The following is a 23,926-nucleotide window of genomic DNA, read 5'->3' as shown; positions in this document are numbered from 1 at the left end:
ACCCACAGATCATTATCCGGATTCAAAGGCGCCTCGCGCCGAAAGACCCGGATATCGCAGAGAACATACTCTCCCGCCCTCGGTCTCCTTACTCCCCCTCAGCCGCAGTGCCCTCGCCGTCGGCCGTCTTGCGGGCGGCCGCCCCCAACTCCCCTTCCCAGCGCAGGTACAGGGAATGCGGCACGTCGACGGCGTCCAGCACCCGTCCGGCCACGAAATCCACGAGTTCGCGCACGGTGGAGCCGCCGGCGTAGAAACCGGGTGCGGCGGGCAGCACGACCGCCCCCTGTGCGTCGAGCTCCACCAAGTGCTTCAACGTCACCCCGTTGAGTGGTGTCTCGCGCACGCAGACGACGAGCGGACGGCGCTCCTTGAGGGTGACGCTGGCGACGCGCTGCAGCAGGTCCTTGCTCAGGCCGAGCGCGATCCCGGCCACCGCGCCGGTGGTCGCGGGCACCACGAGCATGCCCTTGGCCGGGTACGAGCCGCTGGACGGGCCGGCCGCGAAGTCCCCGGCGGGCCAGTAGCGGACGTCGTCCAGCCCCCGGTCGCTCCCGAGCCAGGCGGCGAGGTCGGCGCGCCAGTGGGCGTCCCGGAAGGAGATGCCGGTCTCGTCCAGGATGGTGAGCCGGGCGGCGCGGCTGACGATCAGGTCCACCGCCTCGCCGGCGGCCAGCAGCGCGCGGATCACCGAGGCCGCGTACGGCGTTCCCGACGCCCCCGAGACCCCGACCACCCACGGCTGACGTTTCGCAGTTCCCATGGGGCATTTCTATCCGGCTCCGTCCGCTCCGCCCACCAGGGCCCTCGCGGCGGGCCGGGTGGCGCCGGGTACCGGGGGTCCACGGGGTGGGCGGGGGCTGGGAGGATGGGCGCATGGCAGCGACCCTCGTCGACCTCACCCATCAGGTGACCACCGCGATGCCGGTCTACCCCGGCGATCCGGCCGTCCTGCTGGAGCCCGCGCTCACCACGGCCACCGCCGGGGTGAACGTGCTGGCCCTGCACCTCGGCTCGCAGTCCGGGACGCACGTGGACGCGCCGTACCACGTGGACGTCACCTGGCCGACCCTGGACGGGCTGCCGCTGGAGCGGTTCACCGGCCCGGCCGTGGTCGCCGACCTGCGCGGGCTGGAGCCCCGGACGGCCGTCACCCCCGAGCTGCTGGCGCCCGCACTGGAGCGGGCCGCCGAGGGCACCGTCCTGCTGCTGGCCACCGGCTGGGCCCGGCACTGGGGCACCGACGCCTACCTCGCCCACCCGAGCCTGACTCCGGCCGCCGCCGAGGCGATCGTCGCCGCCGGGGTGCGGACGGTCGGGGTGGACGCGCTCAGCGTCGACCCGACCCCCGACCCGGGCCCGGGCGATCCCGCGGTGGCCGCCCTGCTCGCCGACCTCACCGACGAGCACGACCACGGCACCGCCGACGAGCCCTCGCTCGCCGCGCACCGGGTGCTGCTGGGGGCGTCCGGCGGCGGGGTGATCGCCGAGAACCTGACCGACCTGCGGCCGCTGTTGGCCGCCCAGGAGGCCGGTCTGCCGGTGGAGGTCTCGCTGTTCCCGCTGCGGCTGGTCGCGGCGGACGGCGCGCCGGTGCGGGCGGTGGCCCGGCTGGGCTGACCGGGCGGTAACCCTTGCGGTACTTGGTCTAGACCATCCCCCGTCAACGCCAGTACGCTTTCCGGCCATGGCTGAGATCATCGGAGTGATCGAGCGACTCTGGCGCTACCCCGTGAAATCCGCCGGCGGCGAGCGGCTCGACTCCGTCGAGGTGGACGAGCGCGGCCTGGCCGGCGACCGCCTCTACGCCGTCCGCGACGCGGCCGGCAAGCTCGGCTCGGGCAAGAACACCCGCCGCTTCCGCCGGATGGACGGACTGCTCCGCCTCTCCGCCCGGCTCGGCCACCGGATCGACGGACCCGAACTGTTCGACCCGCTCGGCCGCCCGGTCGACCGGCCGAACGCCTTCCTGCGCGCCTACCTCCAGCGCGAGGACGTCGAACTCGCCCGCGAGGACGCCGTCTCCCACTTCGACCGGCTGCCGGTCAGCGTGCTCAGCACCGCCACCCTGGACTGGGTCCGCGAAGCCGTCCCGTTCGCCGTGGTCGACGAGCGCCGGTTCCGCCCCAACATCGTGCTGCGCACCCCGCCCGGCACCCCGCCGTTCGTCGAGGACGCCTGGCTCGGCCGCCAGGCGTCCGGCGAGGCCCCCGACAGCGCCCGGCTCTCCTTCGTCGCGTCCAGCGAGCGCTGCGCGATGACCGGCGCCCCGCAGCCCGGGCTGCCGCACGCGCCGGAGATCCTCAAGGCCGTCGTGCACGCCCACGACGGCCTGCTCGACGCCCTCGCCGAGGTCGCCGCCCCTGGCCGCCTGCGGGTCGGCGACCGGCTGCTCCTGATGGGCTGACGGGCGCCGGCCGACCCGTCGTCGCGCCCCCTTCCGGGGTCACCGTGCCGCCGGCCCGCTTCGCCCCTGCTTCCGGCGGGCGCCGTCCCGCCCGATCGCCCTCGGTCCGCTCCCCGAGCACGCCCCGGCCTTCGCCCGGCGCGACGCCTGATTTCACCCGATCGGGTGAGCTTGGCGGCGCAGGGGCGGCGGCTGTAGCAGGCTCCTCCTCGGATCTGTCGACCCGTCAGCTCCGATGCCGACTCCCCGGAGGCCGCCATGAGCACCATCCCGACGAACCTCAAGTACACCAACGACCACGAGTGGGTGGAGACGGTGGGGAAGGACCGGGTCCGCGTCGGCATCACCGACTACGCCCAGAAGCAGCTCGGCGACCTCGTCTTCGTCGAACTCCCCGCAGTGGGCGACAAGCTCGAAGCCGGTCGGGCCTTCGGCACGGTGGAGTCCGTCAAGTCGGTGAGCGAGCTCTACGCGCCGCTGTCCGGGACGGTCGCCGCGATCAACACGGACCTGAGCGACGAACCCGAGGTGCTCAACGGCGACCCGTACGGCGACGGCTGGATCATCGAGCTCACCGTGACCAAGGCCGACGAGCTGAAGGACCTGCTCTCGGCGGCCCAGTACGAGGCCCTCGTCACCGAGGCGTAGCGGGCCGCCCTCTCCCCGCGAACCGTCCGTTCGGGCGGGCGGATCGCGGGGAACGACCGTTGGCATGACGATCCCTCACCACCTGGTCGGCACCGGCGACCACCACGTCCTGGTCCTGCACGACTGGTTCGGCACCAGCGCGGGCTGGGGCCCGTTCCTCGACTACCTCGACGGCGACGCGTTCGGCTACGCCTTCCTCGACTACCGCGGCTACGGGCGGCGCAAGGACGTCCCCGGCGCGTACACGCTCGCCGAGATCGCCGCCGATGCGCTCGCCCTGGCCGACCAGCTCGGGTGGGACCGCTTCTCACTGGTCGGCCACTCGATGGGCGGCAAGGCGGCCCAGCAGGTGCTCGCCGAGGCGCCGCTGCGGGTGCGCAAGCTCGTCGGCCTGGCCCCGGTGCCCGCCGGGCCGTACCAGCTGGACGAGGCCGGCGAGGCGCTGTTCCACGGCGCCGCCGAGGACCGGGAGAAGCGCTTCGCGATCCTGGACCTGGTGACCGGCCGGCGGGCCGGCCGGGTCTGGCTCGACCGCATGGTCGACCAGTCCCTGCGGCTGTCCACCCCCGAGGCCTTCGGCGGCTACGTCCGCGACTGGACGACGGCCGACCTGCGGCCCCGGATCGACGGCAACCCGGTGCCGGTGAAGGTGATCGTCGGCGAGCACGACCTCGCCCTCACCGCCGAGGTGATGCGCGGCACCTTCCTCGGCCACTACCCCAACGCCGAGTTGGAGGAGCTCGCCGGCAGCGGGCACTACCCGATGTACGAGGCCCCGGTGGCCCTCGCGGTGTCGCTGGAGGGCTTCCTGCACGGCTGAGGCCGCCCCGGACGGGACGCGCGCCGCCCCGGACGACCGAGCGGCCGGGGCTGCACGGTCGTCCGCCGGCCGCCCCGGCCGCTCGTTCGACCGGCTTCCGGGATCAGATCCCGAGCCCGCGGACGAGCAGGTCCACCAGGGCGAAGAAGAAGAGCGAGATCCCCACGAAGCCGTTCGTCTGGAAGAACGCCCGGTTGAGCTTCGAGAGGTCGTTCGGCTTCACGATGGTGTGCTCGTAGACGAACGCGCCCGCGACGACCGCCAGGCCGATCCAGAACGCCACCCCGGCGTCCGTCAGGACCGCGAACCAGCCCAGCAGGAGCGTCGTCAGGACGTGGCACACGCGCGCGCCCCGGATCGCCGCCGGCACTCCGAACCGCGCCGGCACCGAGCGCACTCCGTGCTCGCGGTCGGACTCGACGTCCTGGCAGGCGTAGACCAGGTCGAACCCGCCGATCCAGATGCCGACGGCCACGCCCAGCACCACCGCGTCCCAGGACCAGCTGCCCGTCACCGCGAGCCAGGCGCCGACCGGGCCCATCGCCTGGGCCAGGCCGAGGATCGCCTGCGGGAAGTCGGTGAACCGCTTGCCGTACGGGTAGACGACCATCGGCACCACGGCCACCGGCGCGAGCGCCAGGCAGAGCGGGTTGAGCATCGCGGCCGCGCCGAGGAAGACCACCAGCGCGACGGCCGATCCGACGTACGCGGTCCTCAACGAGACCGCGCCGGTGACGAGTTCACGCGTGGCGGTCCGAGCGTTCCGGGCGTCGATCTCGCGGTCGATGATCCGGTTCGCGGCCATCGCGAAGGTGCGCAGCCCGACCATGCAGACCGTGACGATGAACAGTTCGCCCCAGTGCACCCGCCTGTCCGCGAGGAACATCGCGGTCAGCGCGGCGATGTAGGCGAACGGCAGGGCGAAGACCGAGTGCTCGATCATCACCAGGCGCAGGAAGGCCTTCGTGCGCCCGGGGGTCTCGACGGCGGCCGTGCTCACAGTCCGTACTCCTTCCAGCGGCGCGACACCAGGGCGGCCGTGGCCGGGTCCGAGGACACCATCTCGGGCCAGCCGCCGTCCCGGGTGTAGCCCTCCTCGGGCAGCTTGCGGGTCGCGTCGATGCCGGCCTTGCCGCCCCAGAACTGCTGGTACGAGGCGTGGTCGAGGTGGTCGACCGGGCCCTCGACGACGGTGAGGTCGCGGCTGTAGTCGACGTTGCCGAAGGCCCGCCAGGCGACTTCCTGGTAGTCGTGCACGTCGCAGTCGGAGTCCACCACGATGATCAGCTTGGTCAGCGACATCATGTGCGCGCCCCAGATCGCGTGCATCGTCTTCTGGGCGTGCTTGGGGTACTTCTTGTCGATCGAGACGATCACGCAGTTGTGGAAGCCGCCGGCCTCGGGCAGGTCGTAGTCGACGATGTCCGGGATGATGATCTTCAGCAGCGGCAGGAAGAAGCGCTCGGTGAACTTGCCCAGCGGGCCGTCCTCCGTCGGCGGGCGGCCGACCACGATGGACTGGAGGATCGGCCGGCGGCGCATCGTCACGCAGTCGATCTTCAGCGCCGGGAACGGCTCCTGCGGGGTGTAGAAGCCGGTGTGGTCGCCGAACGGGCCCTCGGGCAGCATCTCGCCGGGCTCCAGCCAGCCCTCCAGGACCACCTCGGCGTCGGCCGGGACCTGGAGCGGCACGGTCTTGCAGTCGACCATCCGGACCCGCTCCCCGGCGATGAAGCCGGCGAAGAGGTACTCGTCGATGTCCCCGGGCAGCGGCGCGGTGGCCGCGTAGGTGACGGCGGGCGGGCAGCCGAAGGCGATCGCGACCGGGAGGCGCTCGCCGCGCCTGGCCGCGACGGCGTAGTGGTTGCGGCTGTCCTTGTGGATCTGCCAGTGCATGCCGATGGTGCGGCGGTCGTGCCGCTGGAGCCGGTAGAGGCCCAGGTTGCGGATGCCGCTGTCCGGGTCCTTGGTGTGGGTCAGACCCAGGTTGAAGAAGGAGCCGCCGTCCAGCGGCCAGGTGAAGAGGGCGGGCAGCTCGTCCAGGTTGACGTCGTCGCCGGTGAGCACGACCTCCTGCACGGGGGCGTCGCCGGACTTCACGTGCCGGGGCGGGACGTGCGCCATCGAGGCGAGCTTGCCGAAGGCGTCCCGGAAGCCCGTGAAGCCCTGCGGCAGCTCGGGCTTGAGCAGGCCGGCGATCTTCTCGGAGATGTCGTCCGGGCCCTTGAGGCCGAGCGCCTTGGCCAGCCGCCGCTCGGTGCCGAAGACGTTCATCGCCAGCGGCATCGACGAGCCCTTGACGTTCTCGAAGAGCAGCGCCGGGCCCTTGGCCTTCTGCACCCGGTCGACGATCTCGCCGATCTCCAGGTGCGGGTCCACCTCGGCCTTGATGCGCTTGAGGTCACCCTCGCGGTCGAGGGCGCGGAGAAACGAGCGGAGATCGTCGTATGCCATGCCTGTCAGTATCCGCCACCCGATAACCTGGCTCGGTCAAGGGCCCCTGGTAGGCGCCCGCCGCCGTCGTCGCCCGGGGGGAGATCCCAGCCGTGCCGAGGATTCTTCTGACCATCATCCTTCCGCTCGCGCTCTGGGTCTGGGCGTTCGTGGACTGTCTGACCACCCCCGAGGACGAGGTGAAGCACCTGCCCAAGGTGGTCTGGGTGCTGATCGTGCTGCTCTTCCCGCCGCTGGGCCCGATCGCCTGGCTGATCGCCGGCAAGCAGCGCGGCTTCCTGCGGGCCGCGTCCGCCGGGGCCCGCACCGGGTACCCGGCCGACGACCGCCCCGGCGGACGCCCGCTGGCCCCCGACGACGACCCCGAGTTCCTCGCCTCGTTGAAGAAGAACGACAAAGACCACGAGGACATGCTCAAGCAGTGGGAGGCCGATCTCCGTCGCCGCGAACGCGATCTGCGCGACCGCGACGAACCCGAGGACGGCAGGAAGAGCTGATCACGGCAGGTCCGCACGCTCGCCCGGACAGCCCACCCCCAGCACACGGGGTGGGCTGCGGTGTTTTTGGCGCTTCCCTACGACTCGCGCCCCCCTCACCCCGGCGGCGGGCCCCCGACAGCCGGGCTTGAGCGGACCTTGAGCGCGCCACAAGAGGACCGACTTACAGTACCGGGAGACGGCCCTGACCTGCGCTTTTATTCATGCTCAGATCATCGGACCATCATCTGTTCGACAACCCCCGGTATCCAAGCGAACACCGAGCGCTCAGTGACCACACCGACCGCTTCTGTGCAGGCCTGACAGCTAAACGAACCCGACCTTGTACGGAATCGACGCCGAAACCAGCGCACGGCCCCTCGTACAGTCATAAGTGAAGAAAGTGATTCGCAGCCGGGGGCACAGCAGACGTTGGCTGTCGGACAGTTCCCTCACCCTTGGAGTGGTTCGAGATGACGGTTGTGCATGAGGCGCCGGTCGACGGCGAGGTTCCCGAGATTCCGGCCGACGCCCGCGGACGGGTCGCCGAGCTGCACGAGCTGCGCGAGAAGGTCCGCCGCGGCCCCAGCGACAAGGCCACCGAGGCCCAGCACGCCAAGGGCAAGCTGACCGCCCGCGAGCGCATCGAGCTGCTGCTGGACGAGGGCTCCTTCCAGGAGGTCGAGCCGCTGCGCCGGCACCGCGCCCAGGGCTTCGGCCTGGAGGCCAAGAAGCCGCACACCGACGGCGTGATCGTCGGCTGGGGCACCGTGCACGGGCGCACCGTGTTCACCTACGCGCACGACTTCCGGATCTTCGGCGGCGCGCTGGGCGAGGCCCACGCGCAGAAGATCCACAAGATCATGGACATGGCCATCGCGGCCGGCGCCCCGCTGGTCTCGCTGAACGACGGCGCCGGCGCCCGCATCCAGGAGGGCGTCACCGCCCTGGCCGGTTACGGCGGCATCTTCCAGCGCAACACCAAGGCCTCCGGCGTCATCCCGCAGATCTCGGTGATGCTCGGCCCGTGCGCCGGCGGCGCCGCGTACTCCCCCGCGCTGACCGACTTCGTCTTCATGGTCCGCGAGACCTCGCAGATGTTCATCACCGGCCCCGACGTCGTCCAGGCGGTGACCGGCGAGAAGATCACCCAGAACGGCCTCGGCGGCGCGGACGTCCACGCCGGCGTCTCCGGCGTCTCCCACTTCGTCTACGACGACGAGCAGTCCTGCATCGAGGAGGTCCGCTACCTCCTGTCGCTGCTCCCGCAGAACAACCGCGAGATGCCGCCCTCCGTCGTCAGCGACGACCCGGTCGAGCGCCGCAACGACAGCCTGCTGGACCTGGTGCCCGCCGACGGCAACCGCCCGTACGACATGCGCAAGGTCATCGAGGAGATCGTCGACCACGGCGAGTACCTGGAGGTCCACGAGCGCTGGGCCACCAACGTCCTGTGCGTGCTCGCCCGCGTCGACGGCCACGTCGTCGGCATCATCGCCAACCAGCCGCAGTCGCTGGCCGGCGTCCTGGACATCAACGCCAGCGAGAAGGCCGCCCGCTTCGTGCAGATGTGCGACGCCTTCAACATCCCGCTGGTCACCCTCCTCGACGTCCCCGGCTTCCTGCCCGGCGTCGACCAGGAGCACGGCGGCATCATCCGCCACGGCGCCAAGCTGCTCTACGCGTACTGCAACGCCACCGTGCCGCGCATCTCGCTCATCCTGCGCAAGGCCTACGGCGGCGCCTACATCGTGATGGACTCCCGCTCCATCGGCGCCGACCTGTCCTACGCCTGGCCGACCAACGAGATCGCCGTGATGGGTGCCGAGGGCGCCGCCAACGTCATCTTCCGCCGCGAGATCAACGCCGCCGAGGACCCGGACGCCATGCGCGCCCAGAAGATCAAGGAATACAAGAACGAGCTGATGCACCCGTACTACGCGGCCGAGCGCGGCCTCGTGGACGACGTCATCGACCCCGCCGAGACCCGCCAGGTGATCGCCTCCGCCCTGGCCATGCTCCGCACCAAGCACGCCGACCTGCCCAGCCGCAAGCACGGCAACCCGCCGATGTAGCGGAGCGGCTCCACCGCACGCGCGCACCGCAGCCTTCCGTACCGGCACCCACCTCAGACCACAGCAACCGGGGGAGAAACCAGGACATGACCGCTTCCGCCGAACCCCTCGTCCGCATCGTCCGCGGCAGTCTCACCGACGAGGAACTCGCCGCCCTGACCGCCGTCCTCGCCGCGCGCGCAGCCGTCGCGCAGCAGGCCGCAGCCGCCGCACCGGTCGAGCCGATCGCCAGCTGGCAGCGCCTGGAGCGCCGCCCGGCGTACTACTCGCCGTTCAGCTGGCAGCAGGCCGCCTGACGGTCCACGGCCCGAGCCGACGGCCGGTCACCCCACCCGGGTGGCCGGCCGTCGGCGTTCGCCCGGGCCGGGCCGGCGGCGCCACCGCGTGGTCGGCCGGGGCCGGAAGGGCCCGCGGCGGGCTCGGTAGGATGCGTACTGGACGGTATGCGTCCGCCACCAGGTCCGCCCCCGTAGGATCGGCCGCTGCCGAGATCAGAACTTTCCAGGGAGGCTGCGATGGCCAGGCAGGCCCGCGCGCTGGCGACCCGCCAGGCGGTACTCCTCGCAGCGGCCGAGGTGTTCGACGAGCGGGGCTACGCCGCCGCCACCATGTCCGAGATCCTGGACCGCGCCGGCGTCACCAAGGGCGCGCTGTACTTCCACTTCCGCTCCAAGGAGGAGCTGGCGCTCGCCGTCATCGAGGGCCAGGGCATCTTCATCTCCGGCTGGTCACCGGCCTCGGACAGCCCGATGCAGAACCTGATCGACCTCGCGTACGCCTTCGCCCGCGCGCTCCAGACCGACCCGCTGGTGCGCGGCAGCATCCGGCTGACCATCGAGCACGGCAGCTTCACCCAGCCGCAGCTCGCGGCCTACCAGGGCTGGATGGACACGGTCCGCGAGCTGCTGGCGCGCGCCCAGGAGGCCGGCGAGCTCCACCCGGGGATCGACCTGACCGCGGCCTCCGGGGTGATCACCGGGGCCGTCACCGGCATCCAGCTGAGCTCCCAGGTGCTGACCGACCGGCAGGACCTGATCCAGCGGCTGGCCGACCTCTGGACGCTGCTGCTGCCCGGCCTGGTCCAGCCGCACGCGCTCGCCCGGCTGAGCGTCGCCGAGCGCGGCTGAGCGTCGCCGGGCTACCGGCTCTGATCGCCGGCCCGGGTCGGCGATCAGAGCCGGTAGCCCGCCCGCCGTTCCGACGGCACCAGGGCCGGCAGCGCGGCCGTCCAGAGCCGGCTCACGTCCTCCGACCCGGGCCGGCCGGCCTCCTCGCCCGCGAGCAGCACCTGGCCCGCCGCCACCGCGGTGAGCAGTTCCGCGGCGGTCCGCCGGTCCACCCCGGGGCACAGCTCCCCGGCGTCCGCGGCGCGGTCCAGCAGCCGGTGGACGACGGCGGCGAGGCCGCGCCAGGCGACCTCGGGGGCCATCGGAGCGGCCCCGTCCACCCCCTCCCGGACGCCGCCCCGGCTCGCGCCCGAGCGGCCCAGCCGGACGCCGGCCCGCACCACCACGTCCTCGCGCAGCAGCCGGGCCAGCTCGTGCGAGAAGTCGATCAGGCCCTGGAGCGCCGGGCCGTCGGCCCGCAGCGCGCGCAGCGCGGCCGAGCCGACCTCCCGCCCGGAGGCGCGTCGTACCCCGTCGGCGAGCGCCTGCTTGGAGACGAAGTGGAAGTACAGGGCGCCCTTGCTCACCCCGGCCCGGCGGCTGATGTCGACCAGGCTGGCGGCCTCGAAGCCCACCCGCGCGAAGGTCTCGGCGGCGGCGAGCAGTACGGCCTGCCGGGTCCGCCCAGCCCGTTCCTGCTTGACCACTGGCCCCCTCCGGACTCGACCGGGCGCGATCCCCGCCCCACCCGGCAGCTGTCGGCGCGGCCCCTTCGGGAGCGGCGCTCGCATGCGGACGGCATCTTCCGAAACCGCATGGTTGGTATCTAATCTAGCGCCTGCAGCGCGCTCGCCGTCCCCGCCGTCCAGCGGGTACGGGCCCCCACCGATGGCCCGAGACCCTCCGAACGGGCATTCCCCCAGTCCACGGGGCGGGTAGCGTGATCAGGCCGGCGAGTGCGGCCCGGGCACCCCCAGTCGCCGAACACAAACCGGGTGGTATGTATGTTTTGCTCGGACGGCCGTAGCGGCCGCTCCGACCGACACCCTGAAGCGGGGGCCCGTCATGCCATCGATCGTAGAGCCGGACCCGCTCGGCCCGTGCGCCCACCCCGGCCCGGGCAGCGGCGGCGGCTTCGACCTCTTCCACGACGGCCCCGCGACCGGCTACGACTTCCACGACCGGACCGTCTCCCGGCACCTGGTGCACCGCGCCTCGGTGTCCGAGGTCTTCCTCACCGGCTGGCAGGCCACCGGCCCGTACGACTTCCTGCTCGGTGCCCAGTGGCCCCGGCTGCACGGCTTCTACCGGCTGCCCGGGGACCGCTACCACGACCCGGTGCTGCTCGCCGAAACGATCCGCCAGGCGGGGCTGCTGATCGGCCACGCCGGGTTCGGGGTGCCGCGCGGCCACCACTTCGCGCTGGAGGACCTCTCCTACGCGCTCGACGGGCCCGGGCTGCCGGGCCTGGCCGTCGGCGCGGGCCCCGCCTCGCTGATGCTGGCCGTCGGCTGCGAGGACGTCCGGATCCGGCACGGCGAACTGGCCTCGCTGCGGGTGTGCGTCGACGTCACCCGGGACGGCCGGCCGGTCGGCCACGGCAGCGGTCGGCTGCGGGTGCTCTCCCCCGCCTCCTACGCCCGGCTGCGCGGCCCCGAGCGGCGCGCCGCCCCGCCGCGGCCGCCGGCGCCGGCCGCACCCCAGCTGGTCGGCCGCGCGCAGCCCGCGGACGTGGTGCTCAGCCCGACCCTCGCCCCGGACACCTGGCTGCTGCGGGCCGACGCCACCCACCCGGTGCTGTTCGACCAGGAGCTGGACCACGTGCCCGGGATGCTGGTGCTGGAGGCCGCCCGGCAGGCCGCCCAGCGGCTGCGCCACCCCGAGCCGGTGGTGCCGGTCGAGCTGGTGACCTCCTTCGAGCACTACATCGAACTGGACCGGCCCTGCTTCGTCCGGGCGGTCCCCGAGCCGGCCTCCGGGGCGACCGGGGCGGGCGGACGGCTGCCGGTACGGGTCCTGCTGGTCCAGGACGGCCGGACGGCGGCCGAGTGCGTGCTGCTCACCGCGCCGTTGGACGGGCCGGTCGAGAGCCCGACGGCGCCGGCCCGGCGGGACGCCTGCGAGGGCCGCCCCGCCGCTCCGGACCTCGACGGCACCCGGCTGCCGCTCGCGAGCTGACCCCCGTCAGGCGGCCATCAGGGCGGCCGGCCGGCCCGCGTGCATCACGCTGAGGTTGGTCGCCAGCCGGACCGGGTCCTGGGCCAGCCAGAGCCGCAGCGCCGCGCCCAGGGCGGCACTGGCGGACTCGATCCGGACGTCGGTGATCTGGGCGATCCGGGCCGCGCCGGGCACCAGCAGGTCGGCCAGTGGGGCCGGCAGCCAGACCGTCAGGGCGCACGGCGCGGGCACCACCAGCGCCCCCAGCAGCCGGTAGGCGTCCCCCGGCGCGCTGAGCGTGGGGATGATGTCCAGCAGCGCGTCGGACACCACCTCGGACACGTCGCTCCGGTGCCCCTGGGCGAGCCTGCGGAGCAGCATGCGCTCGGCGGCGGTGATTCGGACGGTCAGCATGACCTCGTCGCACTCCATTGCGCGATTTCCTCCTCAATTCCCTCTCGCGCCGGCCGGCGGCCGGCACGCACTACCCCTGTCGCACCTCGGCCCGGCTACCTGTGGGAGAGCCGGGCCGGTGGGTGATCGTGTGCCCCGGTCAGATCCCCGCGTAGGAGTGCTTTCCGGTGACGAAGATGTTCACGCCGTAGTAGTTGAAGAGCCAGCAGGCGAACGCCGCCAGCGCCAGGTAGGCGGCCTTGCGGCCCTTCCAGCCGGCCGTCGCACGGGCGTGCAGGTAGCAGGCGTAGGCGACCCAGGTGATGAACGACCAGGTCTCCTTCGGGTCCCACTCCCAGTACTTGCCCCAGGCCGCCTCGGCCCAGATCGCGCCCGCGATGATGGTGAAGGTCCACAGCGGGAAGACCAGGGCGTTGATCCGGTAGGACAGCTTGTCGAAGGTGGACGCGGCGGGCAGCCGGCGCCAGATCGAGGCCGAGGTGCCCAGCGGACCGGTGGTGAGGCCGGCCGCCATGCGCTTGTCGAAGGAGTCCTTGCCGAGGTACAGCAGCGTCGCGATGAACGCCGCGTAGAAGGCGCCGCCGCAGAAGATCGCGGTGGAGACGTGGATCGCCAGCCACGGCGAGTGCAGTGCCGGGACGAGCTGCTCGGAGTCCGTGTACAGCACCGTGGTGGCGATGCCGAGGGTCAGCAGCCCCGCGAGGACGACCGGCAGGCCGAGCCAGCGGACGTTCTTCTTCGCGGCCAGCAGCACCAGGTACGCCGCCGTCATGGCGAAGGCGAACGCGCACGAGAACTCGTACATGTTGCCCCACGGCCAGCGGGAGACCGACAGGCCGCGGGTGACGATCCCGCCCACGTGCAGCAGGGCCGCGAGCACGGTGAGCGAGATGGCGATCCGGCCGGCCAGGTCGGCCTTCTCGTTGGTGCCGGCCGCGCCCGGGCCGTCCACCTCGTCGGCACCGCGCCCGCTGGTGACCACCGTCGCGCCCTCGCCCGCGACCGCGGTGCGGGTGAGCGTGGTGGTGCCGCCGCCGGCTCCCGCCACGGTGACCGTGACCTTCTTCGCGGCCTTGTCCGCGGCCTGCTGCCCGGCCGCGGCGACGGTCTCGGCGAGGCTGCCCGCCTGCTCCTTCGAGCGGACGGCGACGCCGCCCCTGCTGCCGAAGGTCCACTCGATCATGTGGGCGAACATGGCGAGGGTGTAGACCACCATCGCCGAATAGATCAGCTTGTTGGAAAGGTCGGCCAACTGTGGGTCGACCGCCGAGGCGAGGTGCACCGTCTACTCCTTGGAGTTCTGGTCGGCAGGGGCTGCGGGGGCCGGGGACGCCTTCGGGGCGGTGGGGTCCCCGGGCTCCTCGGGTACGTCCGTTTCGGTGGCGTCGTCCTCGTCCTCGTCCTCGTCCTCGGAGGCCGGGGCGTCGTCCTGGAGGTCGACCGCGAGCTCCGCCAGCTCCTCGGCGATCTTCGCCGACTCGCTGCGGGCCAGGCCGGCCAGCTCCACCTGGGTGCCGCCGCCGGGCAGGGCGACCGCCCGCACCCAGATCCGGCGGCGCTGGATGAACAGCGAGCCGATCAGGCCGAGGATCGCGAGCACTCCGCCGGCCAGGGCGATCTCGTTGCCCGGGCGGTGCGTGATGTTGAAGCTGGCCCACTGCTTGTAGCCCTCGAAGGTCACCGAGCCGTAGCCGTCCGGCAGGGTCCAGGCCTGGCCGGGCTTGAGCCTGGCCTTGGCCGGCTGGCCGTCCTGGATCAGCTGGGTGAGCTTGCGGGTGTTGAGCTGGTAGACGTTCTGCGGCAGGCCGGAGTCGGTGCCGAGGTCGCCCGCGAAGGCGTTCAGCACCAGCTCGGGGGCGGCGTCGCCGGGGAACAGCGAGACCGGGCCGGTGCCCTCGAAGCTCAGCGGGGCGGTCGGCAGGAAGAAGCCGGAGAAGCCCATCTGGGTCTTGTTGCCGTCGGGGCCCGCGCCGTAGTCGGAGACCTTCACGACGCCGGTGGAGGTCAGGTTGCCGTCCTGCGGCAGGAACGGGACGGCGCCCTGGTAGACGACCTCGCCCTTGCCGTTCTTGACGGTGACGAACGGGGCGTAGCCGTGGCCGATCAGGTAGACCTTGCTGCCGCCGACCTCCAGCGGGTGGTTGACCTCGATGGTCGACTTCTTCAGCTTCGACTCGTCGCTGCCCTCGTAGTACTCGACGTTCGCGGTGAACTGCCGGGCGGCGCCGATCTGGTCGCCCTTCTCCTGGAAGCGCGAGGTGAAGCCGTTCAGCTTCAGGTAGAAGGGGTCGAGGTCCTGGCTGCCGTAGAAGCGGGTGCCGGTGAAGTCGTCGAGCTGGGTGATGGTGTTCGAGTAGCCCTCGCCCTCGATCATCAGCTTGCCGCCGGTACCGGCGGCCAGGCTGGACCAGGCGAAGCCGCCGAGCAGCGCGAACAGCGACAGGTGGAACAGCAGGTTGCCGACCTCGCGCAGGTACCCCTTCTCGGCGGACACCGCGCCGCCGGACAGGTGGGCGCGGAAGCCGCGCTTGCGCAGCAGCCGGTGCGCGGCGGCGTTCACCTTCTCGGCGTCCGCCGAGGTGCGCCAGGCCGCGTGCACCGGCATCCGGGTCAGGTTGTGCGGGGCGGCCGGCGGCTGGGCGCGCAGCACGCCGACGAACTGCCAGGTGCGCGGGACGATGCAGCCGGCCAGCGAGACGAACAGCAGGATGTAGATCGCGGAGAACCAGACCGAGCTGTAGACGTCGAACAGCTGGAGCTTCTCGTAGATCGGCGCGACCGTGGTGTGCTGCGCCTTCCAGGTCTGCACCTTGAACTGGTTCTGCCCGTTCTGCGGGATCAGCGAGCCGGGGATGGCGGCCAGCGACAGCAGGAAGAGCAGGATCAGGGCGACCCGCATCGAGGTCAGCTGGCGCCACATCCAGCGCGCCCAGCCGAACGCCCCTATGCCGGTCGGGCCCTCGGACTCGACCGGTGCGGTGCTGAGCCGCTCGGCGGCGCTGTCGTCCGGCGCCGGGGGCTGCTCGGTCTCGGTCGTGGTGTTGCTCACGGTCAGATTCCGATCTGGAAGTCGGCGGTCCAGGACTGCAGCTGGCTCATCATCGAGTCCCAGATCCCGGTGACGAGCAGCAGACCGACCGCGACGAGCATGCCGCCGCCGATCCTCATGACGAGCGGGTAGTGCCGCTTGACCCAGCCGAAGGCGCCCAGCGCCCGGCGGAACGCCACGGCGGCCAGGATGAACGGTACGCCGAGGCCCAGGCAGTAGAAGGTGGTCAGTAGCGCGCCACGCTGGGCGTCGGCCTGGTTGAGGGCCAGGTTCTGGACGGCGGTCAGGGTCGGGCCCATGCACGGGGTCCAGCCGACGCCGAAGACCACCCCGAGCATCGGGGCGCCCAGCAGGCCGACGGCCGGACGGCGGTGCGAGCGGACCTCGCGCATGCTCAGCCCGGGCACCAGGCCCATGAACGCCAGGCCCATCACCACGGTGAGCGAGCCCAGCACAATGCTGATGATCCGCTTGTAGTCCTGGAGTTCCTGGCCGAAGTAGCCGAACAGGGCGCCGGTGGAGACGAACACCGCGGTGAAGCCGAGGATGAACAGCACGACGCCGAGCAGCATCCGGCCGCGCCGCGAGCCGCGGGCGTCCGCGAGGTCGGCGGCGGAGAAGCCGGTCACGTACGACAGGTAGCCCGGGACCAGCGGCAGCACGCACGGCGAGAAGAACGACGCCAGCCCCGCCACCAGCGCGACCGGGGCGGCGGCCAGCAGCGCGCCGCTCTGGACGGTCGAGGTGGCGTCGGCGAGGTGCAGCGGCGACAGGCTCACTGCTTCTGCTCCGCGACCACCGGCTGGAGGATCGACTCCAGCGCGTCCTCGGTGGTGCCGCCGACGGCGCGGGCGGCCAGCTTGCCGTCCCGGTCGACGACCAGGGTGGTCGGGATGGACTGGGGGTTGAGGCTGCCCTTGGGGAACTTGAGCAGCTGGGTGCCGGCCGGGTCGAACAGGCTCGGGTAGGTGACGCCCTGCTCCTGCTCGAAGCGGAGGGCGTTCTGCTTCTCGGCGTCCCGGGTGTTGATGCCGAGGAACTGGACGCCCTGGTCCTTGTACTTCTCCGAGACGGCCTGGAGGCTCTTGGCCTCGGCCCGACACGGGCCGCACCAGGAGCCCCAGACGTTCAGCACGACGACCTTGCCCCGGTAGTCGGAGAGCTTGGCCGCGGTGCCCTCCAGGGTCTCCCCGGTGATGTCCGGCGCGTCCCCGCGCTTGCCCGCCTCCGCCTTCGACAGGTTGGTGCCCTTGACCGTGACGAAGCCGACCTGGCCCTCGCCGCTGCCCGACGAGCCCGAGGAGGCACAGCCGGTGAGGGCGAGCGCAGCGGCGGCGACGGTGGCGGCGGCTGCTGCGGCGACACGGGGACGGGGGCGCGTCATGGCAGACATGTGAAAAGTTTCGCATGGAGTTCCGGGCGGGTTCGCCGGGGTCCTGCCTTGCGCGTCGCACCCCATCTGACCTGCGACGAAATCGGGTCACCCGGCGTTTGCCAGGTGACCCGAAGTCATACTTACACGCCGCTTACGGAGGCTAGGCGCCGAAGCTCTTGCCCACCGGCTTGTCGCCCTTGCGGCCCTTGCCCACCAGGTGCGCGGGCAGCAGGTCGCGGGCCGGCTCGCGGTAGCCGACCGAGACGATCTTGTCGCCCTCGAAGGTGAAGCTGGTCAGCGAGGCCAGCGAGCACTGCCGGTTGCGCGGGTCGTGCCACAGCCGGCGGCGCTCGACGAAGGAGCGCAGGATCCAGATCGGCAGCTGGTGGCTGACGCAGACCGCCTCGTGCCCGCGGGCGGCGTCCCGGGCGGCGCCGAGCGCACCCATCATCCGCACCACCTGGTCGAGGTACGGCTCGCCCCAGGAGGGCTTGAACGGGTTGGTGAGGTACTTCCAGTAGCCCGGGTTCCGCAGCGAACCGTCACCGACCCCGAAGGTCTTGCCCTCGAAGACGTTCTCCGCCTCGATCAGCCGCTCGTCCACCGCGACGGCCAGGCCGTGCGCCTCGGCGATCGGCGCGGCGGTCTCCTGGGCCCGCTCCAGCGGGGAGGCCACCACGTGGGTGACGTCCCGGTCGGCCAGGTCCTCGGCGACCCGCTCGGCCATCTTCCGGCCCAGCTCGGACAGGTGGTAGTCCGGCAGGCGCCCGTACAGGACGCCCTCCGGGTTGTGCACCTCGCCGTGCCGCATCACGTGGACGACGGTGATCTCTTTGGCGCTCACTTCTCGACTACTCCTGGAAATCGGGTACGGGCCGCGGCGGTCAGGCCGTGGCGGCGGCAGCGGCGCGCGCGGCGGCCGGCAGGGCGGCGGCGATCCGCTCGATCGCCCGCTCGTCGTGGGACGCCGAGACGAACCAGGACTCGAAGGCGGACGGCGGCAGGTAGACGCCCTCGGCCAGCATGGCGTGGAAGAAGGCGGTGAAACGGTACGCCTCCTGGGTCTTCGCCTCGTCGTAGTCGGTGACGGCGGCCTCGGTGAAGAACACCGAGAACATGTTCCCGGCGGTCTGCAGCCGGTGCGCCACGCCCTCCTTGGTGAGCGCGTCGGCGACCAGGCCGGAGACCTCGGCGGCGACCTTGTCCACCGTCGCGTACACCTCGTCGGTGCAGCCGCGCAGCTGGGCCAGGCCGGCCGCGGTGGCGATCGGGTTCCCGGACAGGGTGCCCGCCTGGTAGACCGGGCCGGCCGGGGCCAGGTGGGCCATCACGTCGGCGCGGCCGCCGAAGGCCGCGGCCGGGAAGCCGCCGCCCATGACCTTGCCGAAGGTCAGCAGGTCCGGCGCCCAGCCCTCGTTCGCCGCCTCCAGGCCGTACCAGCCGGCCCTGGAGACGCGGAAGCCGGTCATCACCTCGTCGGAGATGAACAGCGCGCCGTTCTCCCGGCAGAGCCGGGCCAGGCCGCCGTTGAAGCCGGGCAGCGGCGGGACGACGCCCATGTTGCCGGGCGAGGCCTCGGTGATCACGCAGGCGATCTCGCCCGGGTGGGCGGCGAAGGCCCGCTCGACGGCGGCGAGGTCGTTGTAGGGCAGCACGATGGTGTCGCCGGCCTGGGCGCCGGTGACGCCCGGGGTGTCCGGCAGGCCGAAGGTGGCGACGCCGGAACCGGCGGCGGCCAGCAGCGCGTCCACGTGGCCGTGGTAGCAGCCGGCGAACTTGACCACCTTCGCCCGGCCGGTGAAGCCGCGGGCCAGTCGGATCGCGGACATGGTGGCCTCGGTGCCGGAGGAGACCAGCCGGACCTGCTCGACCGGGGCGACCCGGGCGACGATCTCCTCGGCCAGCTCGACCTCGCCCTGGCCCGGGGTGCCGAAGGAGGTGCCCTTGGAGACGGCCCGCTGGACGGCGTCGATCACCGCGGGGTGCGCGTGGCCGAGGATCATCGGACCCCACGAGCACACCAGGTCGACGTACTCGCGGCCGTCGGCGTCGGTGAGGTAGGGGCCGGTGCCGGACACCATGAAGCGCGGCGTGCCGCCGACCGCGCGGAAGGCGCGCACCGGGGAGTTGACGCCGCCGGGCGTCACGACGGAGGCGCGGTCGAACAGCGACTGGGACTGGGGGGCTTCGTAGGGGTAGCTCACAAAAGACATGGTCTCAAATCGTGTCCTCACGCTCTGCATGTCCGACCCGATCATCTGGAACGATGATCCGGGCACCGTTGTCTGTACGGTTGTCCGTACAGCAGGGGCCGCTGACTGCACCGGACCGGGGACCAGTCAGACTGTGTACACAGAGTGCGCAGGGGCTCCGGTTTGTGTGCAGGGGTGTGGAGAGGACTGCCGCGTACCGCGAATGGGTACGGCGGCGCATGACGGGTAAGGAGCACGTCCGGTGGGCGCCGGATGTGCGGGGGTCTGTCGATTCCGGCGAATTCCGGTGAGGATGGTCCGAGTGTCCGAGGCGCAGGACGGCTACGACGAGGCCGCGGGGGGCTCCCGACGGCCCGCCGAGGCCGCACGCGGGGGTACGGGAGCGGGTACGGGGCGCGGTCGGCGCGGGGGTGAGAGGCGGAGCGAGGGACGCGTGGGGGTGACCTACAAGTACTTCGGAGCCCCGGACCGCGCGACCGCCGCCAGGGTTCCCACCGCCCTCGGCCCGGGCGGGCTCGGCCTGGACGCCGGCGAACTCGGCGCGCTGGGGCGGCTCGGCGACCTGATGGAGACCAGCGGCTCCCCCACCGGCCACCTCTCCACCAAGATCAAGCCGGAGACGATGAGCGCCATGGTGCTCACCGGTATCCAGGGCGTCCCGCTGCACCAGGTGCCGCCGCTGGAGCTGGTCGTGCTGCACCCCGACTACGCCGTCGTCCAGCTCCCCCACAACGTCGTCGAACCGCTGCGCAAGGCCGACGAGACCGAACTCGGCGCCGCCGCCTTCATCTGGTCCACCGTGCCGGACCGGCGCGGGCCGCGGGACGCCTTCGTGATCTACAGCATGCTGCACGAGTGGCAGGACTTCGCCAACCGCCTCCACGAGGCCGGGCACCAGCTCTACTGCCTGGTCTGGCCGTGACGCACCGTCCCGGTCCGCCGCTCGAACACGGGTCGGGGCCGGGCGAGTTGACCGCTCGCCAGTTCTGACGCCCGGAAGGACCCGCCCGGGGGCCTACCCCCGGGCGCGGCGGGCGCGGCGGACGGTGCGCTCGACCTCGACCGGCTCCGCGAGGTGGCCGTCCACCAGGTGGGCCAGGGCCGAGACGAACACCTCGCGCTCGGACGCCGGCAGCGACTCCAGCAGCTCGCGGTGCACCCGGTCGGCGATCGCGGTGCCCCGCGCCACGGCCCGCTCGCCCGCCTCGGTGACGGACACGATCCGGGCCCGCCGGTCGGTCGCGGACGGGCGGCGCTCGGCCAGGCCCGCCTTCTCCAGCTCGTCGACGGTGACCACCATGGTCGTCTTGTCCAGGTCCGCCAGCTCGGCCAGCTGGATCTGGGTGCGCTCGGCCTCCCGCGCGTGGAACAGCACGCAGTAGGCGCGCGGGGTGATCCCGAGCTCGGTGAAGGCGGCCGCCATCCGGGTGGCCAGCACGTGGCTCGCGTGGTCCATCAGCCCGGAGATGTCGCGGATCTGGCGCACGGGCGGCGGGGTCGTCGTCATGCGTCCGAGGTTAGCAACGGCCCGTCTGCTGCCGGATGATCCCGTTGCCAACCAACGCCGGGTCTACGGGATGCCCAACTCGAACAGCGCATACCCGGCGTACCAGCCCGCCGCGAGGACCGGCATCGCGAGCAGCCCGGCCAGCGAGGAGGTCCGCACCCGGCGCAGCGCCACCGCCAGGCCGATGCAGAGCGGGAAGGCGGGCAGCAGGTAGCGCGAGATGTTGCCGAAGATCTGGTTGCTGCTCAGCGCGGTGGCGATGGTGAGCGCGGTGTAGACCCACAGCACCAGCGGCGGCCGGGTGCGCCAGAGCAGCACCAGCAGTCCGGGCAGGGCCATCAGCAGGGCGATCGCGATCAGGTCCGGGACGGGGTTGGACTGCCAGAAGGTCCAGTGGCCGGTGATCACGTCCATGATCGTGCGCAGGGTGGAGGCGCCGCCGTCGAAGTAGCGGTTCCAGGCGCCCTGCTGGAGCTTGAAGTAGCCGCCCCAGTCGCCCATCCGCCAGCCGACCCAGGCGATGTAGCCGATCAGGCCCCAGGGGGTGATCAGCATCGCGGTCAGCGGGCGGGCCACCCCGTCGGTGCGGCGGACCAGCGCGACCAGCGCGGCGATCGAGACGGCGGCGATCAGCGCGGCGGCGGTCGGCCGGTTGAGGCCCGCCACCAGTGCCAGCAGGCCGGCCGCGAGCCAGCGGCGGGTCATCACGCAGTAGCAGGCCCAGGCGGACAGCGCCACGAACAGCGAGTCCGAGTAGACCGCCCACTCCACGCCGGAGCCCGGGAACAGGCCCCAGAGGACCGCGGCGATCACGCCCGCCCGGCGGCCGCCGAGCCGCTCGGCGACCGCGAAGATCCCGGCCGCGGCCACCAGCGAGGCGAGCACCGAGACCACGATCCCGGAGCCGTACGGGCCGAGCCCGGTGACGGCTCCGACCAGCCGCATCAGCCAGGGGTAGAGCGGGAAGAAGGCGGCGGAGTTCTCGTAGTAGGTGGCCAACGGGAAGCCGTGCAGCGGGATCAGCTGCGGGTCGTACCCGTTCTCGGCGATCCGCTGGTACCAGACGCCGTCCCAGGTGCCCAGCACGTCCCAGGCGTTGGCGCCGCCGCCGCGGCCCGGCTGCTTCTTCAGGTAGTCGCCGGTGTGCGAGAGCAGCAGCATGAAGACGGTCAGGCCGATGGCCTTGACCACCGCGTACGCGCCCAGCGCGGGCGCGAAGCGGTCCACCAGCGCCCCGAACCGCCCGGGCGTCCGGACGGCGTGTTCCTCGGAGGCCTCCGCGCGCGCCGTATCGGACGCCGTCTCGGGCACGTCGGGCTGGGTGCTGGACGACTCGGTGCTCGATGCCGTGCTCATCTGGTCTGGGTACTCCCCGCCCCGCTCGTGGTCCGCGCGGCTCCGGCGCAACGATTTTCCCGTGAGCCTACGGCACGCCTCCGAACCGGGAACCCCCTGGCGCCCCGGACCCGGGCGGGAACGAGGCCGCCGCCGCCCCGGGCGGGGACGGCGGCGGCCCGAAGGATCCCGGGTGGATCAGCCGTGGACGTAGACGATGCCGAGCTTGGTGAGCTGCCAGAGCTGGCCGGCGGCGCCGGTGTCGGTGGCGAGCTCGACGTAGGGGTTGCCCTTGGCGTCGAGGGTGCTGCCGACGGCCAGGACCTTGCTCTGGTCCTGGGAGTCGGCGATCTTGTAGCGGCCGTCGCCGGCCGGCTTGAACACCCAGCGCTGGTTGCCGCCGCCGTTGCAGCCCCACTGCTGGATCCGGGTGCCGGGGGCGGTGGAGGCGGCGTTGGCGTCCAGGCACATGTCGCGGTTGCCGCTGAAGTCGACCTCGTAGCTGCCGCCGGCCTTGGCCTCCAGGACGAAGGACTGGTTGAGCCCGCCGGTGGCCGGGTAGCTGATCGCGGCCCGCCCGTTGGTGGAGTCGCCGTAGCTGCCGCCGCCGGTGAGGTCGAGCGCGTTGCCGGTGGCCGCGTTGGTCAGCTGGTACCAGGAGCCGTCCTCGGGAACGTCGCCGAACGGCCGTCCCGGACTGAGCGGCTGGATCGAGGTGGTGTTCTGCTGGTTGAGCGTGCAGTACGCCTGCGCCAGCTCGGGCCGGGAGTAGAACTGGCCGAGGCAGACGCCCTCACCGCGGTAGCCGGCCACCCGCAGGTGGTACGACTGGCGGACCATGTTCGTGCACAGCCCGGGGATGCCGATCTGCGAGTCGCAGCCGTTGCGCACCCACTCGGAGAGGTTGATGACGTCCCCGTTGGTGTACTCGTACGGGGAGCTCGTCCACTCCGCGCAGACCTCGTGCCCGAAGGCGACCCGCCGCTGGTCCAGGTAGCGGACGCCGGGCACCTGCTCGGCCGCGCCGCGCAGCGCGTCGCTGAGGGTCGGCACCACCCAGTTGTGGCCCCAGGCGAGGTCCTCGGGGAAGGCCGGGCAGCCGTCGGCGACCTTGCCGACGTAGTCGTTGCGCCGGATGTCCGGGGTGATCGGGTTGAAGTACGACTGGTAGACCAGCTGGTACGAGGAGTCGGCGTAGCCGGCCCTGCGCATGGTCTGACGGATGTTCTGGAGCGCCGCGACCACCTTGGGCTGGACGCCCTTGGCGCGACGGCGGATCTCGTCACTGCCGATGGTGTCCCGGCAGCCCTGGTCCTTGGGGATCGGGAAGTACTGCGCCAGGCAGTGCATCATGATGCCGCTGAAGTCGAAGTCGTCGTTGGCGCCGATGGTGACGACGACCATCTTGACGTCGTACTTCGCCGCCGTGTCGGCCAGCTTGACGTCCTGCTTGGGCTCGCCGAAGTCGCCGCTGCCGGGGCCGGTGATCTTCGCCAGCTCCGGGTCGCTGACCAGGTCGCCGGTCTGGGCGCCGGAGCAGGCGAGGTCGATCGGGGTGACCCCCGGGATGTCGGTGACGAAGATCTCCGACTTGGGGTGCCGGTGACAGTAGTTGGTGGGGCTGTCCGTCTCCGGGAAGTAGCCGTCGTTGGTGTCGGTGCCGGCGCCTTCTCCGGAGATGGCGCTGTCTCCGAGGGCGACGATCGCGGCCGGACGGGTGGCCGCGGGTGCGGCCGGGGCGGGGTCGGCGAGGGCGGCGGGGGCGCCGGCCAGGCCGAGGGTGGCGAGGATGGCTCCGGTGGCGAGCAGCGCGGCGCACCGGGACGCGCCCGTGCGCGTTCGCCGTGCCGCCGACAGTGGGGACCTGGTCACACGCGACTCCTTGCGGGG

The 23,926-nt window shown here is 72.2% G+C and carries 24 protein-coding genes; 10 read left to right on the top strand and 14 right to left on the bottom strand.

What is annotated here, in order from left to right; genetic code table 11:
- Positions 1-88: 88 nt before the first annotated feature.
- Complete coding sequence (locus ACZ5OX_RS09505) at positions 89-763, bottom strand: UbiX family flavin prenyltransferase (protein WP_449788116.1); 675 nt, start codon at positions 761-763, stop codon at positions 89-91.
- Between the two features lie 113 nt (positions 764-876).
- On the opposite strand from ACZ5OX_RS09505, the gene ACZ5OX_RS09500 reads away from it, so the two are divergent.
- The 4 genes from ACZ5OX_RS09500 (at position 877) to ACZ5OX_RS09485 (ending at position 3,875) form a co-directional block, all read left to right on the top strand.
- Positions 877-1,620: a cyclase family protein gene (locus ACZ5OX_RS09500; protein WP_449788115.1), complete on the top strand. Its 744-nt coding sequence runs from the start codon at positions 877-879 to the stop codon at positions 1,618-1,620.
- A 67-nt stretch (positions 1,621-1,687) separates the two neighbouring features.
- Complete coding sequence (locus ACZ5OX_RS09495; RefSeq protein WP_465629405.1) at positions 1,688-2,407, top strand: MOSC domain-containing protein; 720 nt, start codon at positions 1,688-1,690, stop codon at positions 2,405-2,407.
- Positions 2,408-2,665: 258 nt separating this feature from the next.
- Positions 2,666-3,055: a glycine cleavage system protein GcvH gene (gene gcvH / locus ACZ5OX_RS09490; protein ID WP_465629404.1), complete on the top strand. Its 390-nt coding sequence runs from the start codon at positions 2,666-2,668 to the stop codon at positions 3,053-3,055.
- Positions 3,056-3,119: 64 nt separating this feature from the next.
- Positions 3,120-3,875 carry an alpha/beta fold hydrolase gene (locus tag ACZ5OX_RS09485; protein ID WP_465629403.1) on the top strand — a complete coding sequence of 252 codons (756 nt, stop codon included), beginning with the start codon at positions 3,120-3,122 and terminating at the stop codon, positions 3,873-3,875.
- 103 nt (positions 3,876-3,978) lie between these two features.
- Here ACZ5OX_RS09485 and mqnP read toward each other — a convergent pair whose 3' ends face one another.
- Both mqnP and ACZ5OX_RS09475 read right to left on the bottom strand, forming a co-directional pair.
- On the bottom strand, positions 3,979-4,875 hold the full coding sequence (gene mqnP / locus ACZ5OX_RS09480) for a menaquinone biosynthesis prenyltransferase MqnP (RefSeq protein WP_465629402.1): 897 nt from the start codon (positions 4,873-4,875) through the stop codon (positions 3,979-3,981).
- Positions 4,872-6,329, bottom strand: a complete 1,458-nt coding sequence (locus ACZ5OX_RS09475; protein ID WP_392867623.1) for a menaquinone biosynthesis decarboxylase — start codon at positions 6,327-6,329, stop codon at positions 4,872-4,874. The genes mqnP and ACZ5OX_RS09475 overlap by 4 nt, the downstream gene beginning before the upstream one ends.
- Positions 6,330-6,421: 92 nt before the next feature.
- Between ACZ5OX_RS09475 and ACZ5OX_RS09470 the strand changes: the two genes are divergently transcribed.
- The 4 genes from ACZ5OX_RS09470 (at position 6,422) to ACZ5OX_RS09455 (ending at position 10,007) form a co-directional block, all read left to right on the top strand.
- Positions 6,422-6,826 (top strand): PLD nuclease N-terminal domain-containing protein, encoded by a 405-nt coding sequence (locus tag ACZ5OX_RS09470; RefSeq protein ID WP_465629401.1) that lies wholly within the window; start codon positions 6,422-6,424, stop codon positions 6,824-6,826.
- A 452-nt stretch (positions 6,827-7,278) separates the two neighbouring features.
- Positions 7,279-8,880: an acyl-CoA carboxylase subunit beta gene (locus tag ACZ5OX_RS09465; protein ID WP_449788110.1), complete on the top strand. Its 1,602-nt coding sequence runs from the start codon at positions 7,279-7,281 to the stop codon at positions 8,878-8,880.
- 86 nt (positions 8,881-8,966) lie between these two features.
- Positions 8,967-9,176, top strand: a complete 210-nt coding sequence (locus ACZ5OX_RS09460) for an acyl-CoA carboxylase epsilon subunit (protein ID WP_392867631.1) — start codon at positions 8,967-8,969, stop codon at positions 9,174-9,176.
- Between the two features lie 219 nt (positions 9,177-9,395).
- A complete protein-coding gene (locus tag ACZ5OX_RS09455) occupies positions 9,396-10,007 on the top strand; it encodes a ScbR family autoregulator-binding transcription factor (protein WP_465629400.1) in 612 nt (203 codons plus the stop codon).
- Positions 10,008-10,051: 44 nt separating this feature from the next.
- On the opposite strand, the gene ACZ5OX_RS09450 is transcribed toward ACZ5OX_RS09455, so the two are convergent.
- On the bottom strand, positions 10,052-10,693 hold the full coding sequence (locus tag ACZ5OX_RS09450; RefSeq protein ID WP_465629399.1) for a ScbR family autoregulator-binding transcription factor: 642 nt from the start codon (positions 10,691-10,693) through the stop codon (positions 10,052-10,054).
- Positions 10,694-11,051: 358 nt separating this feature from the next.
- On the opposite strand from ACZ5OX_RS09450, the gene ACZ5OX_RS09445 reads away from it, so the two are divergent.
- The gene (locus ACZ5OX_RS09445) at positions 11,052-12,164 is read left to right on the top strand and encodes a ScbA/BarX family gamma-butyrolactone biosynthesis protein (protein WP_465629398.1); all 1,113 of its coding nucleotides are present in this window, start codon (positions 11,052-11,054) and stop codon (positions 12,162-12,164) included.
- Positions 12,165-12,170: 6 nt separating this feature from the next.
- On the opposite strand, the gene ACZ5OX_RS09440 is transcribed toward ACZ5OX_RS09445, so the two are convergent.
- The 7 genes from ACZ5OX_RS09440 to hemL all read right to left on the bottom strand — a co-directional run bounded on the left by ACZ5OX_RS09440 (position 12,171) and on the right by hemL (position 19,194).
- Positions 12,171-12,575, bottom strand: a complete 405-nt coding sequence (locus tag ACZ5OX_RS09440) for a hypothetical protein (protein WP_465629397.1) — start codon at positions 12,573-12,575, stop codon at positions 12,171-12,173.
- Between the two features lie 121 nt (positions 12,576-12,696).
- Entirely contained in the window at positions 12,697-13,839 is a 1,143-nt protein-coding gene (ccsB, locus tag ACZ5OX_RS09435; protein ID WP_465629396.1) for a c-type cytochrome biogenesis protein CcsB, read from the bottom strand.
- Positions 13,840-13,842: 3 nt separating this feature from the next.
- On the bottom strand, positions 13,843-15,606 hold the full coding sequence (gene resB / locus ACZ5OX_RS09430; RefSeq protein WP_465629395.1) for a cytochrome c biogenesis protein ResB: 1,764 nt from the start codon (positions 15,604-15,606) through the stop codon (positions 13,843-13,845).
- Between the two features lie 2 nt (positions 15,607-15,608).
- Positions 15,609-16,379, bottom strand: a complete 771-nt coding sequence (locus ACZ5OX_RS09425) for a cytochrome c biogenesis CcdA family protein (RefSeq protein WP_465629618.1) — start codon at positions 16,377-16,379, stop codon at positions 15,609-15,611.
- Between the two features lie 2 nt (positions 16,380-16,381).
- Positions 16,382-16,999: a TlpA family protein disulfide reductase gene (locus ACZ5OX_RS09420; protein ID WP_465629394.1), complete on the bottom strand. Its 618-nt coding sequence runs from the start codon at positions 16,997-16,999 to the stop codon at positions 16,382-16,384.
- 142 nt (positions 17,000-17,141) lie between these two features.
- Positions 17,142-17,792, bottom strand: coding sequence for a histidine phosphatase family protein (locus ACZ5OX_RS09415; RefSeq protein WP_392868755.1), 651 nt, complete (start codon positions 17,790-17,792; stop codon positions 17,142-17,144).
- Positions 17,793-17,865: 73 nt separating this feature from the next.
- Positions 17,866-19,194 carry a glutamate-1-semialdehyde 2,1-aminomutase gene (hemL, locus tag ACZ5OX_RS09410; RefSeq protein ID WP_465629393.1) on the bottom strand — a complete coding sequence of 443 codons (1,329 nt, stop codon included), beginning with the start codon at positions 19,192-19,194 and terminating at the stop codon, positions 17,866-17,868.
- Positions 19,195-19,633: 439 nt separating this feature from the next.
- Between hemL and ACZ5OX_RS09405 the strand changes: the two genes are divergently transcribed.
- The gene (locus ACZ5OX_RS09405; RefSeq protein ID WP_374119985.1) at positions 19,634-20,116 is read left to right on the top strand and encodes a hypothetical protein; all 483 of its coding nucleotides are present in this window, start codon (positions 19,634-19,636) and stop codon (positions 20,114-20,116) included.
- 93 nt (positions 20,117-20,209) lie between these two features.
- Here the strand turns inward: ACZ5OX_RS09405 and ACZ5OX_RS09400 are convergent, their stop codons facing one another.
- From ACZ5OX_RS09400 to ACZ5OX_RS09390, 3 genes are all read right to left on the bottom strand, one after another.
- On the bottom strand, positions 20,210-20,701 hold the full coding sequence (locus ACZ5OX_RS09400; RefSeq protein ID WP_465629392.1) for a MarR family winged helix-turn-helix transcriptional regulator: 492 nt from the start codon (positions 20,699-20,701) through the stop codon (positions 20,210-20,212).
- Positions 20,702-20,764: 63 nt separating this feature from the next.
- Positions 20,765-22,057, bottom strand: coding sequence for a glycosyltransferase family 39 protein (locus ACZ5OX_RS09395; RefSeq protein WP_465629391.1), 1,293 nt, complete (start codon positions 22,055-22,057; stop codon positions 20,765-20,767).
- A gap of 177 nt (positions 22,058-22,234) precedes the next feature.
- Complete coding sequence (locus ACZ5OX_RS09390) at positions 22,235-23,908, bottom strand: RICIN domain-containing protein (RefSeq protein ID WP_465629390.1); 1,674 nt, start codon at positions 23,906-23,908, stop codon at positions 22,235-22,237.
- Positions 23,909-23,926: the final 18 nt, after the last annotated feature.

It is taken from the genome of Kitasatospora sp. NPDC032121 (assembly GCF_055580145.1).
This window is presented reverse-complemented; position numbering and strand designations above follow the sequence as displayed.

Excerpts from the sequence above, each read along its gene's own strand:
- ACZ5OX_RS09485 (WP_465629403.1), top strand. The coding sequence starts at position 3,120 with ATGACGATCCCTCACCACCTGGTCGGCACCGGCGACCACCACGTCCTG.
- ACZ5OX_RS09440 (WP_465629397.1), bottom strand. The coding sequence starts at position 12,575 with ATGGAGTGCGACGAGGTCATGCTGACCGTCCGAATCACCGCCGCCGAG.
- ACZ5OX_RS09465 (WP_449788110.1), top strand. The coding sequence starts at position 7,279 with ATGACGGTTGTGCATGAGGCGCCGGTCGACGGCGAGGTTCCCGAGATT.
- gcvH (WP_465629404.1), top strand. The coding sequence starts at position 2,666 with ATGAGCACCATCCCGACGAACCTCAAGTACACCAACGACCACGAGTGG.
- ACZ5OX_RS09460 (WP_392867631.1), top strand. The coding sequence starts at position 8,967 with ATGACCGCTTCCGCCGAACCCCTCGTCCGCATCGTCCGCGGCAGTCTC.
- ACZ5OX_RS09395 (WP_465629391.1), bottom strand. The coding sequence starts at position 22,057 with ATGAGCACGGCATCGAGCACCGAGTCGTCCAGCACCCAGCCCGACGTG.
- ACZ5OX_RS09420 (WP_465629394.1), bottom strand. The coding sequence starts at position 16,999 with ATGTCTGCCATGACGCGCCCCCGTCCCCGTGTCGCCGCAGCAGCCGCC.
- ACZ5OX_RS09475 (WP_392867623.1), bottom strand. The coding sequence starts at position 6,329 with ATGGCATACGACGATCTCCGCTCGTTTCTCCGCGCCCTCGACCGCGAG.
- hemL (WP_465629393.1), bottom strand. The coding sequence starts at position 19,194 with ATGTCTTTTGTGAGCTACCCCTACGAAGCCCCCCAGTCCCAGTCGCTG.
- ACZ5OX_RS09500 (WP_449788115.1), top strand. The coding sequence starts at position 877 with ATGGCAGCGACCCTCGTCGACCTCACCCATCAGGTGACCACCGCGATG.
- ACZ5OX_RS09505 (WP_449788116.1), bottom strand. The coding sequence starts at position 763 with ATGGGAACTGCGAAACGTCAGCCGTGGGTGGTCGGGGTCTCGGGGGCG.
- ACZ5OX_RS09455 (WP_465629400.1), top strand. The coding sequence starts at position 9,396 with ATGGCCAGGCAGGCCCGCGCGCTGGCGACCCGCCAGGCGGTACTCCTC.
- ACZ5OX_RS09400 (WP_465629392.1), bottom strand. The coding sequence starts at position 20,701 with ATGACGACGACCCCGCCGCCCGTGCGCCAGATCCGCGACATCTCCGGG.
- ACZ5OX_RS09495 (WP_465629405.1), top strand. The coding sequence starts at position 1,688 with ATGGCTGAGATCATCGGAGTGATCGAGCGACTCTGGCGCTACCCCGTG.
- ACZ5OX_RS09415 (WP_392868755.1), bottom strand. The coding sequence starts at position 17,792 with ATGCGGCACGGCGAGGTGCACAACCCGGAGGGCGTCCTGTACGGGCGC.
- ACZ5OX_RS09445 (WP_465629398.1), top strand. The coding sequence starts at position 11,052 with ATGCCATCGATCGTAGAGCCGGACCCGCTCGGCCCGTGCGCCCACCCC.